The following is a 13,839-nucleotide window of genomic DNA, read 5'->3' on the forward strand; positions in this document are numbered from 1 at the left end:
GGAACCGTTCCGGCTCCGCTAGGTACCCGCCCACCTCGTGCTCTCCCCACTGCCGGGCGTGCTCTTGGTTCTCACGCTAACGAGCGGACAGGAGTGAGCGCAGGCGAATGGGGTGAGTCGCGAGCTGGTTCGCCGGAGCCGGGGAGGCTACCGGTGTGCGGAGGTTTCGCGGCGGCGCAGTGCCCGCAGGCCGGCGTAGGCGGCTGTGGTTGTCCAGAGGAGCATGATCAGCAGGCCGGTGCAGTGGCTGTAGTGGATGCCGGGCTCGGCCTGGGTGCGCAGGGCGTACTGGCCGGCGCGGTCGGGGAGGAACTGGGCGGCCTCGCGGATGCCGGGGATGGCGGTCAGCCAGGTGGTGCCCAGGAAGAGGGTGGGGGTGAGGAGGCCGAGGGCGGCGGTGTAGTTGCCGAGTGCGGAGGTCAGGCCGAGGCACAGGACGACCAGCAGCGGGTGGTAGAGGACGCCGGCGAGGAAGCTCCGGGCCAGGCCCGGGGTGGTGAGGTTCAGGCCGGTCGTGGTGGCGACGGCGAGGAAGGAGAGGGTGGTCGAGGCGAGCCCGAGCAGCAGGCCGAGTGCGGCGCCGAGGGTCAGCTTGGCGAGGTAGAGGTGCCGGCGGCGGGGGACGGCGGTGAGCGAGACGTCGATCATCCGGGTGTTGAACTCCTGCCCGATCAGCAGGATCCCGAGGCAGGCGACGGCCACGTGGCCGAAGTTGAGGCCGTAGTAGACGGTGTTGGCCGGGTCCTCGCCGGGTGTCGTGTCGGACGCGTAGGCGAGGCCGACGGCGGCGGTGATGCCGGTGTTCAGCACCAGGGCGACCAGCGGGGCCGTCCACTGCGACGGCAGGGTGGCGAACTTGATCCGTTCGGCGCGCAGGGCGTGTGCGGTGGTGGTCATCGGCGTCTCGGCTCCGGGAGGTTCGCGGGATTCGTCAGCGGTGGCGGATCGCGCGCAGGCCGCCGTAGGCGGCCGCGCCCGTCCAGAGGGCCATGAGGAGCAGGCCGGTCCAGTGCCCGTACGCGAGTTGCGGGTCGTCGGTGTAGCGCAGCGCGTACTGGCCGGCCCGGTCGGGGAGGAACTGCGCCACCCGCCGCACCCCGGGCAGGCCGGCGAGCAGGGGCGAGAGCAGGAAGACGGTCGGCACCAGCAGGCCCATGGCGGCGGTGAGGTTGCCGAGCACCGTCGTCACGCCGAGGCAGAACACCACGAGGAGGACGGGGTAGAGCACGCCGGCGGTGGCGCTGCGGGCGAGGGCGGGGCCGTTCCAGGCGCCCGGGACGGTGGCCGCGTACCCGGCGAAGGCGCCCGCCGTCCCGGCCGCGCCGACGCCGAGGGCGACCAGTGCGCCGAGGGCCAGCTTGGCTCCGTACAGCCGCCCGGGCCGGGGGACGGCCAGGCGCGAGACGTCGATCATCCGGGTGTTGAACTCCTGGCCGATCAGCAGGATCCCGAAGCAGGCGAGTGCGGCCTGGCCGAAGTTGAGGCCGTAGAAGACGCCGACGCCGGGGTCGTCGGTGAGGTGGCGATCGGTGCCGCCGAGGGCGGCGCCGATCGCGGTGGTGACGCCCGCGGTCAGCAGCAGGGCGAGCACCGGCGGGAGCCAGAGCGAGCGGAGGGTCGCCAGCTTGATCCGTTCGGCGCGCAGGGCGGGGGCGGCGCGGTGAGGCGTGCTCATGGCCGCACCTCCGCCCGGTAGTCGACGCTGTCGGCGGTCATCCGCATGAACGCCTCCTCCAGGGAGTCCTGGTGGACGGCGATCTCGTACAGCACCACGCCGTGTGCGGCGGCGAGCGCGGCGATCCGCTCCGGCGCGGCGCCGGTCACCTCCCAGGCGCCGTCCTCCGCCGGTTCGGCGGTGACCGCGTCGGCGCCCGGTTCCGGCAGGGCGCCGCCGCCGAGCAGGGCGGCCAGCTTCGTCGGATCGACCGCGCGGACCCGGATCCGGGGGCGGCCGTGGCGGTCGATGAAGTCGGTGGTCGCGGCGTCCGCCAGCAGCCGGCCCCGGCCGATCACCACCAAGTGGTCCGCGGTGAGGGACATTTCGGCCATCAGGTGGGAGGACAGCAGCACCGCCCGGCCCTCGGCGGCGAGGTCGCGCAGCAGCGTGCGGATCCAGCGGATGCCCTCCGGGTCGAGGCCGTTCACCGGCTCGTCGAGCAGCAGGGCCGGCGGGTCGCCGAGCAGCGCGGCGGCGACGCCGAGGCGCTGGCGCATGCCGAGCGAGAAGCCGCGGATCCGGCGGCCGGCCGCGTCGGCCAGGCCGACCTGGGCGAGCACCTCGTCCACCCGGCGGTCCGGCAGGCCGTTGCTCGCGGCGAGCCAGCGCAGGTGGCCGCGCGCCGTCCGGCCGCCGTGCAAGGCGTGGGCGTCCAGCAGCGCGCCGACCCGCCGCAGCGGCTCGGTCAGTTCGCGGTACGGGCGGCCGTCGATCAGGGCGCGTCCGGCGGTGGGCCGGTCCAGCCCGAGCACCATCCGCAGGGTGGTGCTCTTGCCCGCGCCGTTCGGGCCGAGGAAGCCGGTCACCACCCCCGGCCGGACCTCGAAGGAGAGGTCGTCGACCACGCGTACGCCGTCGTACTCCTTGGTGAGGCCCTGGATCTCGATCATGGTCGTGCCGCCCTCCATCGGGGTGTCGTCCCGCGCTGACGACCCCATTCGACCGGACCGGGCGGGCCCGGCGGATCCCGCCGGGGACGGGATCGGCCTCCCTCTCCGGAGGGAGACGGCCGGAGGCCGCAGCGGGACGACCGGAGCGCCGCTGACCTGGCAGGATGGCCGAATGCCCAGAGGTCGAACGCCCAGAGGTCGGATGCCCGGAGGTCGAACACGCGGAGGTCGCATACGTAGAGGCCGCGTGCCCAGGACCCTCGCGCCGCTGCTGGCCGGTGCCACGTACGCCCGCTGGCTGCACCTGCTGATCGGGTGGATCTTCGCGGGCGTCGTGCTGATGATCTACCCCGGGACGAACCACGGGAGCCTCACCCGGATCGTGACGGTGAGCGCCGCGGTGGATGCCGCGCTGCTCGGGCTGATCGCGCTGCTGCCCGCGGTCCGGCGCGCCGAGGGTGTCCAGGCGCGGCTGCTGCTGGTGCCCGACCGGGAGGAGGACATCGCCGTCGAACCCGCCCGCACCCGGGCGGACCGGTGGCGCACGGCCGGCTGGCTGGTCGGCCGGGTCGCGCTCGGGTCGGCGGTCGGCTTCGCCCTGGTGCTCACGCTCACGGCCTGCCAGCGGCTCCTGGCCGGGCCCGGCCTCGGCCCGGCCGGTGCCCGGCCCGGCCAGGGGGACGCGCCGTGGTGGTGCCTGCCGCTCGTTCCCCTGCTGCTCTTCGGCTACGGCTGGCTGGCGGTCTGCGCCGGGCGTCTCCAACTCGCCATGGCCGTACGGCTGCTGGGGCCGTCCCCGGCCGAGCGGCTGGCCGAGGCCGAACTGCGCGCCGAACGCCTGCTGGAACGCAACCGGTTGGCCCGCGAGTTGCACGACTCCATCGGCCACGCGCTGACGGTGACCGTCATCCAGGCGGGTGCGGCGCGCGAGGTCGGCGACTGGGCGTTCGCGGCCAAGGCGCTCGAAGTCATCGAGGAGACCGGCCGGCAGGCCATGGACGACCTCGAACGGACCCTCGTCCTGCTCGACGAGACCGCCGACGGCACGGCTGCCGAGCGCCCCGGCATCGAGCACCTGCCTGCCCTCCTCGACACCGTGCGGGCGGGCGGCAGCCCGGTCGACGCGTCGGTCGAGGTGCCGCCCGGCCGGCTGCCCGGGGTGCTCTCGCGCGAGTCCTACCGGATCGTCCAGGAGGGCGTCACCAACGCGCTCAAGTACGCCCCCGGCGAGCCGATCAGCGTCCGGATCGCCGTCCGGGACGGGCAGTTGGAGCTGCACTGCGCCAACCCGGTGCCGGCCGCCGGCGCACCCGCGGGCGGTGCGGCACCGCGCAAGGGCGGCAAGGGACTTCGCGGCATCCGCGAGCGCGCCGCGCTGCTCGGCGGGGAGGCGACGGCGGGCCCGGAGGCGGGCAGCTGGGTGCTGGCCGTCCGGGTGCCCCTACGCTTGGGCGCGTGATGATCGACATTCTGCTCGCCGACGACGAGGACCTGGTCCGCGCCGGACTGCGCGCCGTCCTGGAGGCGCAGGGCGACCTGCGGGTCGTCGGCGAGGCGGCGGACGGCGCCGAGGCGGTGGCGCTGGCCCGTGCGCTGCGCCCGCACGTGGTGCTGATGGACGTCCGGATGCCGGTGCTGGACGGCCTGGCGGCGACCCGCGAACTCGTCCGGTCCGGGGTGCCGGACGGGCAGCCGCCCAAGATCCTGGTCGTCACCACCTTCGAGAACGACGACTACGTCTACCAGGCGCTGCGGGCGGGCGCCGACGGCTTCCTGCTGAAGCGCGCCCGCGCGGCCGAAGTCGCCCACGCGGTACGGCTGCTCGCGGCCGGCGAGTCGCTGCTCTTCCCGGCGGCGCTGCGCCGCCTCGCCGCCGGCCGGGGCAACCCGACCGCCCGCGACGCCATGGCCCGGGCCGCCCTGACCGAGCGCGAGGCCGAGGTACTGCGCCTGGTGGCCGGCGGCCTGACCAACGGTGAGATCGCCGAGCGGCTGTTCCTCGGGGTGCAGACGGTGAAGACCCACGTGAGCAGCGTGCTGGCGAAGCTCGGCGCGCGCGACCGCACCCAGGCGGTCATCGCCGCCTACGAGTCCGGCTTCGTCGAACCGTCCGAGTAGCGCGGCTGCTCCCGGCCGCCGGGCGGCGGGCACGACGAGGGCCCGGCGGGAGCCCGAACGGCTCCTGCCGGGCCCTCGCGCGTCAACCGCGGGTCAGCAGGTGAACCTCGGCGACTGCACCGATCCGTACCGGTTGCCGCTCTCGGTCACGTACGCGTCCACGACCATCGTCGTGCCGTAGCCGCAGTAGCCGGACATGTCGATGTAGGCGCCGATCGGCCCCTGCGGGATGAGGAATCCGCCGTTGGTGTACCGGTCGGTCACCGAGCCGCCCGAGACCGTGGCGACGGCGGCGTACAGGCGCAGGTCGGTCGAGGCGTTCCCCGACACGTACACACGCATGGTCATGGCACCGGCGTTCGGGCCGCCGTTGAAGGCGCAGTCGGCCAGCGAGATGCCGAAGCCGACGTAGGCATAGGAGAGGTTCCCGGACTGGTCGACCCGGCAGCCACCGCCGCTGATGTTCTGGGCGTGGGCGGCCGGCGTGGTCGCGATGAGGGACGTGCCGGCGAGGGCGGCCGCGGCGAGGCACTTGGCGATGCGCCTCGTGATCGGCGTGCGAGGGGAGGTTGTGGCCATGTCGGCGAGCGTAGGAGCGCCTCGCGATCCGGACGAAGGCGCATTCCGGCCATGTGTGCTGCGGCGGTTCAGGCCGGCGGCCCGTCCTGGGTGGTGGCGGGCCGGGTGGGGAGGACGCGGCCGAGGTGGTACCGGAGGACGGCGGTGGCGTCCTCGGGGGTGCGCTGGCCGAGGAGGACGCTGAGGCCGAGGCCGGCGGAGGCGGCCAGGAGGACGACGGCCTCGTGGCGGGGGTCGAGGTCGGGATCGGCCGTGCCGGCGTCGCGGGCGGCGGTGAGGTGGGTGACGAGGAAGGCTTCCATCGCGTCGGGGGCGGCGAGGAAGGGCCGGCCGCCCAGCGCGGGGTCGGTGACGGAGAGTACGGCGTACTCGGTGTGGACGAGGTGGAAGACGCGGCTCTCCTCGTCGGTGGGGACGGCTTCGAGCAGGACGGCCTCGATGACGGCGCGCGGGTCGGGGGTGGCGCCGGTGCCGCGCAGGCGGTGCTGGATGCGTTCGCCCATGCGGGTGGTCAGGCGGGTCATGGCCGCGAGGAGCAGCTGTTCCTTGGTGTCGAAGTAGTACTGCACGAGCCGCACGGAGATGCCCGCCTCGACGGCCACCGAGCGCATGGTGACGGAGTGCAGGCCGGTGTTCGCCGCCGCGCGGAGCAGGGCGTCGATGATGTGGGCCCGTCGCTCTTCGTGATCCACCAGCTTGGGCATCGGGTTCCTTCCGGATGTTTTTGTGGTACAACCATACCACCAAGCGAGGGAGGGGTCATGACGAGGACCAGCGTCGGACGGTTCGTCAGCGAGGCGGCTCGGGCGAGGTTCCTGGAGGCGTACGACCGGGCGATGGAGCTGTGGCCGGGCCCGCGCCGGGAGCTCGACGTCGATACCGGGTACGGCACGGTGCACGTGCACCACTACGGCGCGGCGACCGGCGAGCCGATCGTGCTGCTGCACGGCCACGCCGGGCACCCGTCCAACTGGTACCCGCAGGTCGCGGCCCTCGGCGAGCGGCACCCCGTCTACGCGATCGACACCCTGGACGACCCCGGCCGCAGCGTGCAGCGCGCCGTCGCGGCGGGGTCGGCGGAGAACGCGGAGTGGCTGGGCGAGGTGCTGGCGGGGCTCGGGCTGGAGCGGGTGCACCTGGTGGGGATGTCGTACGGCGGGTGGCTCGCCCTCAACCAGGCGATCCGGGGCCCGGAGCGGCTGGCGTCGGTGGTGGCGCTGGACCCCGGGGGGATCGAGAAGGTGCCGGCGCGGTTCTACCTGCACATGGTCGGCGGCCTGTTCGGGATGCTCGCCCCGCGACGGCTGCGCCCGGCGGTCGGGCGGCTGCTGGCGAACCCGGCGCTCAGCGCGCCCCGGGAGATGATCGCGCCGCTGATGCTCGCGATGCGCAGCTACCAGCCGGGGTCGCGCCCGCCCGCCCGGCCGTTCACGGACGAGGAGTTGGCCTCGATCGCGCTGCCGGTGCTGGTGCTGGTGGGCAGGCGCAGTGCGTTGCTGCGCCCGCGTCAGGTGGTGGGGCGGGTGACGGCGCTGGTGCCGGGCGTACGGGCGGAGGTCGTGGAGCGGGCCGGGCACGGGCTGAACCTGGAGCGGCCGGAGCTGGTGAACGAGCGGCTGCTGGAATTCGTCGGCTCCCGCCGCTGAAGAACTGCCAGACTGGGCCCGTGCGGACGATCATCGAGGACATGGCCGACCGCCTGGCCGAGGTGCCGGGCGTCGTCGGGGTGATGCTCGGCGGGAGCCGGGCGCGCGGCGAGCACCGGCCGGATTCGGACTGGGACCTCGGCGTCTACTACCGCGACGGGCTCGACCTCGGCGCGTTGCGCGCGCTGGCCGGCCCCGGTGTGGAGGTGGCCGGCCCGGGCGGCTGGGGGCCGTGGGTGAACGGCGGTGCGTGGCTGCGGGTGGACGGCGTGGCGGTGGACTGGATCCTGCGGGACCTGGACCGGGTCGAGCGGGTGTGGGCGGACTGCCGGGCGGGCCGCTACGAGGTGGGCGTGCAGGCGGGGCATCCGCTCGGGTTCTGGTCGCCCTGCTACGCGGGTGAGGTGGCGCTCGGCCGGGTGCTGGCCGACCGGACGGGCGCCCTGGCGGACCTGCGGCGGCGGATCGCGAGCTACCCCGAGCCGCTGCGGGAGGCGTTGACGGCGGGCGTCTGGGAGGCGGAGTTCCTGGTCGGCGCCGCGGCCAAGGGGGCGGCGGGGGCGGATCCGCTGCACGTCTCGCTCTGCCTGTCCAGGGCGGTCGGCGTGCTGGTGCAGGCGCTGTACGCCGACGACCGGCGGTGGTGTCTCAACGAGAAGGGCGCGCTGGCCGTCGCCGAGGCCCTGCCGGGCGCGCCGGCCGGCTTCGGACGCCGCGTGCGCGGCCTGCTGGGGGCGCCCGGGGAGAGCGCCGAGCGCCTGACGGCGACGGTGGCCGGCGCGCGGGCGCTGGTCGAGGAGACCGTCACGGCCCTGCGCGGCCGGTCCTGACCGGTCAGGCGGACCGGGCCGGCCGGGCCGAGGCGGCGAGGGCCTGGTCGTAGCGGTGCAGGACGAGCCGGGCGACGGCCGGGTGGGGCCGAGCGGGGCGCCGGTCCAGCTCGCCGGGGTTGCGGTGGCGCGGCGGGCGAAGTGGCCGGGGGGAGCAGGTAGGTGGCGAGGGCGACCTCCGGGCGGCCGGCCGAGTGCAGGTCGGTGACGGCCTGGTGCGGGGTCGGGCTCGCGGCGGAGAGGTGGGCCGGGGTGACGGGCCGGTCGAGCCGGACGGCGAGCAGCTGAGCCATCCGGTCGGTGTCGGCGAGGGCGGCGGCGGGATCGCGGCTGCCGTGCGCGACGGCTAGCAGCACCGGCGCCATCAGGGCGCCGCCAGCCGGTAGCCGCGCTTGGGCACCGTCCGGATCAGCGCCGCGTGCGGGCCCGAGGGAGGCCCGGAGCCGTCCGACCGCCGCCTCGACGGCGTGCTCGTCGGCTGTCGCGTCCGGCCAGGCGGCGCGCAGGAGTTCGGCGCGGCTGAGCACCCGGCCGGGCCGTTCCGCGAGTGCCCGCAGGACGGCGGCGCCGCGCGGGCTGAGCCAGTGGCTCTGGCCGTCGACCAGGGCGGCGTTCCCCTGCAGGGTCAACACCAGCCCGGACAGCGGCACTTCGCGCCGCGCCGCGGCGATGGGGGCCGGGACGGCCGTGGTGCCCGGCGCGCGGTCGCGGCGGGTGTCGACCGGGCGGGCGCCGAGGCCGCCGCCCGGCGCCGGTCCGCCGCACTGATCGGGCTGGCCGGGGCGGTCGGGGCGTTCGGCGGGGTGCTGGTGAACCTCGCCTTCCGGCAGTCCTTCCAGGCCAGCGGGAACGGGGACGCCGCCTACCTCGGGTTCCTGGCGGCGTACCTGCTGTGCTCGGTGCTGACCTGGGCGGTGTGGCTGCGGCGGCGGTGACCGGGGGCCGGACGGGCCGGTGGGCTCGTACGACGATCGGACGGCCCGGCGCGCGGGGGCCGGGCCGTCCGGTTAGCGTCGGCCGCAACACGTTCCGCGGAGCTCCGGAGGTTGCAGTGCAGCGGTGGATCATCGTCACGGCGCTCACATCGGCCCTCACCGGCCTCGCCGTACCCGTCCGGGCGGCCTGCGACGACGCCGGCAAGGACCCCGCCCCCGTGGCCACCACGGTCACCCTGGGCGACGCCCGGATCGACCCGAAGCAGCCCGGGAAGGTCAGGGTCGACGTCAGCTACGTGTGCACGATCGCCGACGAGGCGCGCTCGCTCAGCGTCTCCGTCGAGCAGAAGGACCCTCAGGACGCCTCCTCGATCGGCTTCGGCACCAGCCGGGCGGCCGAGACCGACGTGCTCTGCGACGGGACCTGGCAGCAACGGACGATCGTCGTCCAGTCCAAGACCTTCAACTGGATCCCGGACGCCGATGCCGTCCTCAGCAGCACGGTGACCAACATCGGCGCCACCCCGCCCGCGTCCGCGGACGCCCGGCGGGTCAAGCTCGTCGTCGGCTGATGCGGGGGCCCGGCCGGGCGGCGGCCGCGCTGCTCCTCGGGGCGGCGCTGGGCGGGTGCGTCAGTGCCCTGGTCGGCCCGGCGCCGGAGAAGTCCGGGACGGGTGCCGCGCCGTCGCCGGCGCCGTCGTCGGGGGCTACGGCGACGGCTTCGGCTACGGCGACGGCTTCGGTTTCGGTGAGTGCCGCGCCGGGGACGGTGACGATCCGCGACTTCCTGTTCCAGCCCGCCGACTTCACCGTCCCGGCGGGCACCCGGCTGACGGTGGTCAACGCGGACACCGTCAGCCACACCCTCACCGCGCAGGACAGCAGCTTCGACACCGGCCCGATCGCGCCCGGCGCCTCGGCGGTCCTCACCGCCCCGGTCCGGCCGGGCGACTACCCGTACCGGTGCACCTTCCACCACTTCATGCGGGGGACGCTGACGGTCGCCTGACGGGAGGGGCACGGGGCCGGTCGGCGGCCGGTGGGGGCCCGGCGTCCGGCCGGGTGGTGCGCGCCGGGGTGTGAGCCGCTGCGCCCGGTGCGGGATCGAACGGGGCTGCTCAGGCCTGGCCCTTTGTTCTACAGTGCTGTAGAACAAAGGGCTCGCAGGTGAACAGCGAACGGGGACGCACGATGGACAGGCCGCTTCGACTGCCGCAGCAGGACCGGGCCGATTTCGAGACCGAGCTCGGCCGGGCGCTGGCCGGCGCCCGGGTGCGTACGGCGCTGCTGGAGGCCGGGGACGACGGCCACGGCGTGGAACGCCTGCGGCGCAGCGCGCGGGAGAACGCGGAGTTCGTGCTGGCCGCGGCGGCGCCGGAGTACGAGCGGTACGTCGAGCTGCGGGCGGACGCGGACGCGGTGGCCCGGCTGCCGGTGGACGTGCCGGCGGCCGGCCGGGTGTCGGGCTGGTGGGGTGTGGTCGGGGTGATAGCCCCGATCGTCGCGGGGGCCGCCGCCGCCGTCTTCCTGCTGCTCGGCTACGGGTTCGGGCTGGCCGAGGACCTGGAGGTGCTCGGGCGGGCCCTGGTGACGGCCGGGTGGATCGCCGCGGGCGTGGCGGCGGTGAGCCTGCTGGTGGGCGGGCTGGGACTGTTGGGCGCGGCGTCCCGGGCGAGGTCGGCGGAGACGGCCGAGGAGGCGGGTGCGGCCGGGGAGTTGACGCGGGCGCGGGACGCCTGGCGGGCGGCGCTGGCGGAGCGCGGGCTGGTGCCGTACCTGGTGTCGCAGGTGAACGCGGGCCGGCGCGTCTGACCGGACGGCGGGTGGTGCCCCCCCCCGGGGGTGCCGAGCGCAGTGGCGGGTCGCAGCGTCAAGACGAGGTGGACTCGGGTAAGGCGCAGTTAAAATCCGCGCCCGGCCCCGGAGTCGGTGCGCCGCCGCCGGCGGCTTCGGTGCGTGGGCGACCGGGCCGGACGGGGCGGGCGCGGTGGTGTGCCGAGGAGTGCGCGGGGTGCGGCCGGGCGGTGTGCCCGCAGGAGGGCGGCGCGATCGGGTGTCGTGCTCGGGACCTTGTGCGCGCCGGTTAGTGAAATATCATATGGCGCATTGCACAGCGGCGCCCGGGTGAGATCAGGTTCCCCGTCCTCCGTCGCAGCCCCGTTGGTGATCAGTCAACTCCGCATGCGCGCCGCGCCGTGCGCCCCTCGCCCCCACGTCACGAGAGACGGAAGCCGACCTGTGTCCAGATTCCGATCCCGCCTGTCCGAACGCGCCCAGCGCGGCCGGCGAACCGCCCTGGTGGCGCTCGCGGCCGCGCTGGCCGGCGCCGGGCTGAGCGCCCCGCTGTCCGCCATGGCGGACTCCCACCTGCCGCAGTCCGACACCGTGGCGGTCCAGCCGGGCACCCCGAAGGGGGCCGCGCCCCAGAAGTCCGGCCCACGCCGGGCCAAGGCCGCCCGGACCGGTCCGGTCGCCGCCGCGAACAACGGCGGCAGGAAGGCGCCTGAGCTGGTGGACGGCGCCGACCCGGGCACCGGCAAGAACGGCGACGGCAACGTCGCGAACCAGTACGACCTCCAGGTCACCTACAAGGGCGGCCAGGAGTCGACCGGTGTGGTGATCGGCGCGCCCAAGGTCTACCTGGTGCTCTGGGGCTCCCAGTGGGGCACCCCGTCGACGAGCGCGACCGGTGACGTCACCACGACCGGCGACCCGGACCAGGCCGCCCCGTACCAGCAGGACTTCTTCAAGGGCCTCGGCAGCGCGGGTGACGGCTGGAGCGCCGTCCTGACCCAGTACTGCGAGGGCATCGCCGCCGGTTCCGTCCAGTGCCCGGCCGGGTCCGCGCACATCCCGTACCCGCAGGCGGGCAGCGTGCTGGCCGGCGTCTGGGTGGACAACGCCGCCCCCGCGCCGCAGTCCGCGACCGAGCCGCAGATCGGCGCCGAGGCGCTGGCCGCCGCCAAGCACTTCGGCAACCTGACCGAGGCGCAGAATCGCAACGTGCAGTACGTCATCGACTCGCCGCAGGGCACCGATCCGGACAAGTGGAAGGAGCTGGGCTTCTGCGCCTGGCACGACTTCCAGCGCTCGCAGTACGGTCAACTCGCCTACACCAACATGCCGTACCTGTCGGACGTGGCCGGCTGCGGCACCAACTGGTTCGGCGAGAACACCCCGCGGGGTCGGCTGGACGGCTACGGGATCATCGGCGGCCACGAGTACGCGGAGACGGTGACCGACCCGAACACCCCGGGCGGCTGGACCGATGCCACCGGCCAGGAGGTCGGCGACAAGTGCGCCTGGATCCCGCAGGGCTCCAACGGCGGGCTGTTCTTCGAGAACCTGTCGACGGGCAGCTTCCCGCTGCAGACCCTGTGGTCCAACTCCGACCACCTGTGCGTCGGTTCGGACCCCGTGGTGGCCAGTCCGCCGGTCTCGGTGAGCACCATGTGCGACCGGGTCGACAAGGCCGGGCAGCCGCTGTCGATTCCGGCGGTGGGCGTGTCGAGCAGCGGTGCGGCCCTCACCTACAGCGCCACCGGGCTGCCGCAGGGGCTGGCCATCGACGCGCACAGCGGAGTGATCTCCGGTACCGCCGCCGCGACCAACAACTACCAGCGGATCACCGTGACGGCGACGGACGGTGCGGGCAAGGCGGCGTCGACCGGCTTCTGGGAGAACGTCAGCGCCTCCGGCGGCACGGGCTGCGGCTCGATCGAGCAGCTGACCGACCCCGGCTTCGAGAACGGTTCGGCGGACGTCAACCACACCGTGATGACGGACGCCTGGGGCCCGTCCGGCTACAACATCATCACCCCGTCCAGCCTGCACGCGCCGCACTCCGGTTCGTGGTACGCCTGGCTCGGCCAGAACACCGGGGCGGACGACTCCATCACCGCCTACCTGAACACCTACCCGGGCTACCGGCAGGCCCAGTTCTCCTTCTGGCTGGACGTCGAGTCGACCAACGCCTCCGCCTCCGCGCCCGACACGCTGTCCCTGGTGGCGATCAACCAGTACACCGGGCAGACGATCGGCACGGTGAAGACCTGGACCAGCCAGAACACGACCGGCGGCTACCAGTACCAGTCGGTCGACCTCTCCTCGGTCATCGGCCAGGTCGGCTGGGGGACCACGGTCGGTCTCAAGCTCGTCTCCCACGAGACCGGGACGAGCCCGACCACGGCCTTCCTGATCGACGACGCCTCGGCCCGCGAGAGCTGAGCACCCGCGTGAGCCGAGCGCTCGCGTGAACACCGGCCCCGGCACCGCGACCCGCGGCGCCGGGGCCGACGTCGTGCCCGTCACGACCCCGGTAGCGGCCGGGTGCCGGTGCGGGCGGCGTCCACCAGTACCTGCGCGGTGTCCACCGGGAGGCGCAGCCGGCGGGCGATCCAGGCGGCCGGGTGGCCGGCCCGGGCGAGCATCCAGGCCGAGTACAACTGGTCGAGCTGGTGGGCGTGTTCGCCGAGCAGGAGCGGCCGGACGGCGTCCATCGGGAAGCCTTCGAGGGCGCGGGCGCTGTACTCGCGCCCGTGGGGGCCGGGGGGCGGCAGCGGGAGCGGGCGCCGGTCGTCGATCCAGCGGCGCAGCAGCACGGCGCCGACCAGCAGCAGGCCGGTACCGGAGGCGCCGATCATGATGCCGCTGATCACCGGCCGGTCGTCCTCGTCGGCGAGGCCGAGGGCGACCTCCTCCAGCAGGAGCAGGCCGAGCACGGCGAGCAGCACGGCGGCCTCGGCGGGGCTCGGGCGGAGCCAGGCTGTCATGGGGGACCTCTTCCTCGGCTTCCTCGGCCGGCGTGCCGGGGGTTGCGGGCGGGCGGCGCGGCGACTCACCTCCGGTACAACGGCGGTCGGCGGCCCGGGGCACGCCCGGCGGGTCAGGTCCGGGCACTGGGTTGACGGACCGTCAGATGGCCTGCGGGAAGGATCGGTTCGGGCCCTGGCCTCTGCGTGAGGCGTCCGGGCCGAGGTGCGAGCTCCGGCTCAGCATAACCCGACCTTGGCATGTCCTCGACAGTCTTGTCGAAGTCGACCGCGACCCGCCGCGGCGAAGGTGACGTGGAGTGACGAGGTGGGTACGCCTTCGAGGGGTGCCGAATCCCGGCCCGTGGTCCAC

Annotated in this window: 14 protein-coding genes and 1 pseudogene; 8 read left to right on the forward strand and 7 right to left on the reverse strand. The window is 74.6% G+C overall.

Going from position 1 to position 13,839, the window contains the following annotated elements; translation table 11 throughout:
* Positions 1-147: 147 nt before the first annotated feature.
* Genes VM95_RS05775 through VM95_RS05785 form a run of 3 tightly spaced genes read right to left on the reverse strand, consistent with a single transcriptional unit; the run spans position 148 to position 2,607 of the window.
* A complete protein-coding gene (locus VM95_RS05775; RefSeq protein WP_045692942.1) occupies positions 148-897 on the reverse strand; it encodes an ABC transporter permease in 750 nt (249 codons plus the stop codon).
* Positions 898-931: 34 nt separating this feature from the next.
* Complete coding sequence (locus VM95_RS05780; RefSeq protein WP_045692943.1) at positions 932-1,675, reverse strand: ABC transporter permease; 744 nt, start codon at positions 1,673-1,675, stop codon at positions 932-934.
* Positions 1,672-2,607 carry an ABC transporter ATP-binding protein gene (locus VM95_RS05785; protein WP_045692990.1) on the reverse strand — a complete coding sequence of 312 codons (936 nt, stop codon included), beginning with the start codon at positions 2,605-2,607 and terminating at the stop codon, positions 1,672-1,674. The genes VM95_RS05780 and VM95_RS05785 overlap by 4 nt, the downstream gene beginning before the upstream one ends.
* A gap of 247 nt (positions 2,608-2,854) precedes the next feature.
* Between VM95_RS05785 and VM95_RS05790 the strand changes: the two genes are divergently transcribed.
* A complete protein-coding gene (locus VM95_RS05790) occupies positions 2,855-4,066 on the forward strand; it encodes a sensor histidine kinase (protein ID WP_052707164.1) in 1,212 nt (403 codons plus the stop codon).
* Positions 4,066-4,725 (forward strand): response regulator transcription factor, encoded by a 660-nt coding sequence (locus VM95_RS05795; protein ID WP_425265284.1) that lies wholly within the window; start codon positions 4,066-4,068, stop codon positions 4,723-4,725. The genes VM95_RS05790 and VM95_RS05795 overlap by 1 nt, the downstream gene beginning before the upstream one ends.
* A gap of 93 nt (positions 4,726-4,818) precedes the next feature.
* Here the strand turns inward: VM95_RS05795 and VM95_RS05800 are convergent, their stop codons facing one another.
* On the reverse strand, positions 4,819-5,304 hold the full coding sequence (locus VM95_RS05800) for a hypothetical protein (RefSeq protein ID WP_045692946.1): 486 nt from the start codon (positions 5,302-5,304) through the stop codon (positions 4,819-4,821).
* A 68-nt stretch (positions 5,305-5,372) separates the two neighbouring features.
* A complete protein-coding gene (locus VM95_RS05805; protein WP_045692947.1) occupies positions 5,373-6,008 on the reverse strand; it encodes a TetR/AcrR family transcriptional regulator in 636 nt (211 codons plus the stop codon).
* A gap of 57 nt (positions 6,009-6,065) precedes the next feature.
* On the opposite strand from VM95_RS05805, the gene VM95_RS05810 reads away from it, so the two are divergent.
* Both VM95_RS05810 and VM95_RS05815 read left to right on the forward strand, forming a co-directional pair.
* Entirely contained in the window at positions 6,066-6,950 is an 885-nt protein-coding gene (locus VM95_RS05810; RefSeq protein WP_045692948.1) for an alpha/beta fold hydrolase, read from the forward strand.
* A 41-nt stretch (positions 6,951-6,991) separates the two neighbouring features.
* Positions 6,992-7,780, forward strand: a complete 789-nt coding sequence (locus VM95_RS05815; RefSeq protein WP_045692991.1) for a nucleotidyltransferase domain-containing protein — start codon at positions 6,992-6,994, stop codon at positions 7,778-7,780.
* A gap of 479 nt (positions 7,781-8,259) precedes the next feature.
* On the opposite strand, the pseudogene VM95_RS44100 reads toward VM95_RS05815, so the two are convergent.
* Positions 8,260-8,430: pseudogene (locus VM95_RS44100) on the reverse strand (winged helix-turn-helix domain-containing protein); the annotation flags it as partial.
* 401 nt (positions 8,431-8,831) lie between these two features.
* Between VM95_RS44100 and VM95_RS05825 the strand changes: the two are divergent.
* The 4 genes from VM95_RS05825 (at position 8,832) to VM95_RS38560 (ending at position 12,942) form a co-directional block, all read left to right on the forward strand.
* Entirely contained in the window at positions 8,832-9,287 is a 456-nt protein-coding gene (locus VM95_RS05825) for a hypothetical protein (RefSeq protein ID WP_045692950.1), read from the forward strand.
* 176 nt (positions 9,288-9,463) lie between these two features.
* The gene (locus tag VM95_RS44105) at positions 9,464-9,724 is read left to right on the forward strand and encodes a cupredoxin domain-containing protein (RefSeq protein WP_244178646.1); all 261 of its coding nucleotides are present in this window, start codon (positions 9,464-9,466) and stop codon (positions 9,722-9,724) included.
* Between the two features lie 182 nt (positions 9,725-9,906).
* A complete protein-coding gene (locus VM95_RS38555) occupies positions 9,907-10,527 on the forward strand; it encodes a hypothetical protein (protein ID WP_052706534.1) in 621 nt (206 codons plus the stop codon).
* Between the two features lie 426 nt (positions 10,528-10,953).
* Positions 10,954-12,942 (forward strand): Ig domain-containing protein, encoded by a 1,989-nt coding sequence (locus tag VM95_RS38560; RefSeq protein ID WP_052707165.1) that lies wholly within the window; start codon positions 10,954-10,956, stop codon positions 12,940-12,942.
* 80 nt (positions 12,943-13,022) lie between these two features.
* Here the strand turns inward: VM95_RS38560 and VM95_RS05850 are convergent, their stop codons facing one another.
* Positions 13,023-13,487, reverse strand: coding sequence for a hypothetical protein (locus VM95_RS05850; protein WP_052707166.1), 465 nt, complete (start codon positions 13,485-13,487; stop codon positions 13,023-13,025).
* Positions 13,488-13,839: the final 352 nt, after the last annotated feature.

It is taken from the genome of Streptomyces rubellomurinus, from assembly GCF_000961885.1.
GTDB lineage: Bacteria > Actinomycetota > Actinomycetes > Streptomycetales > Streptomycetaceae > Kitasatospora > Kitasatospora rubellomurina.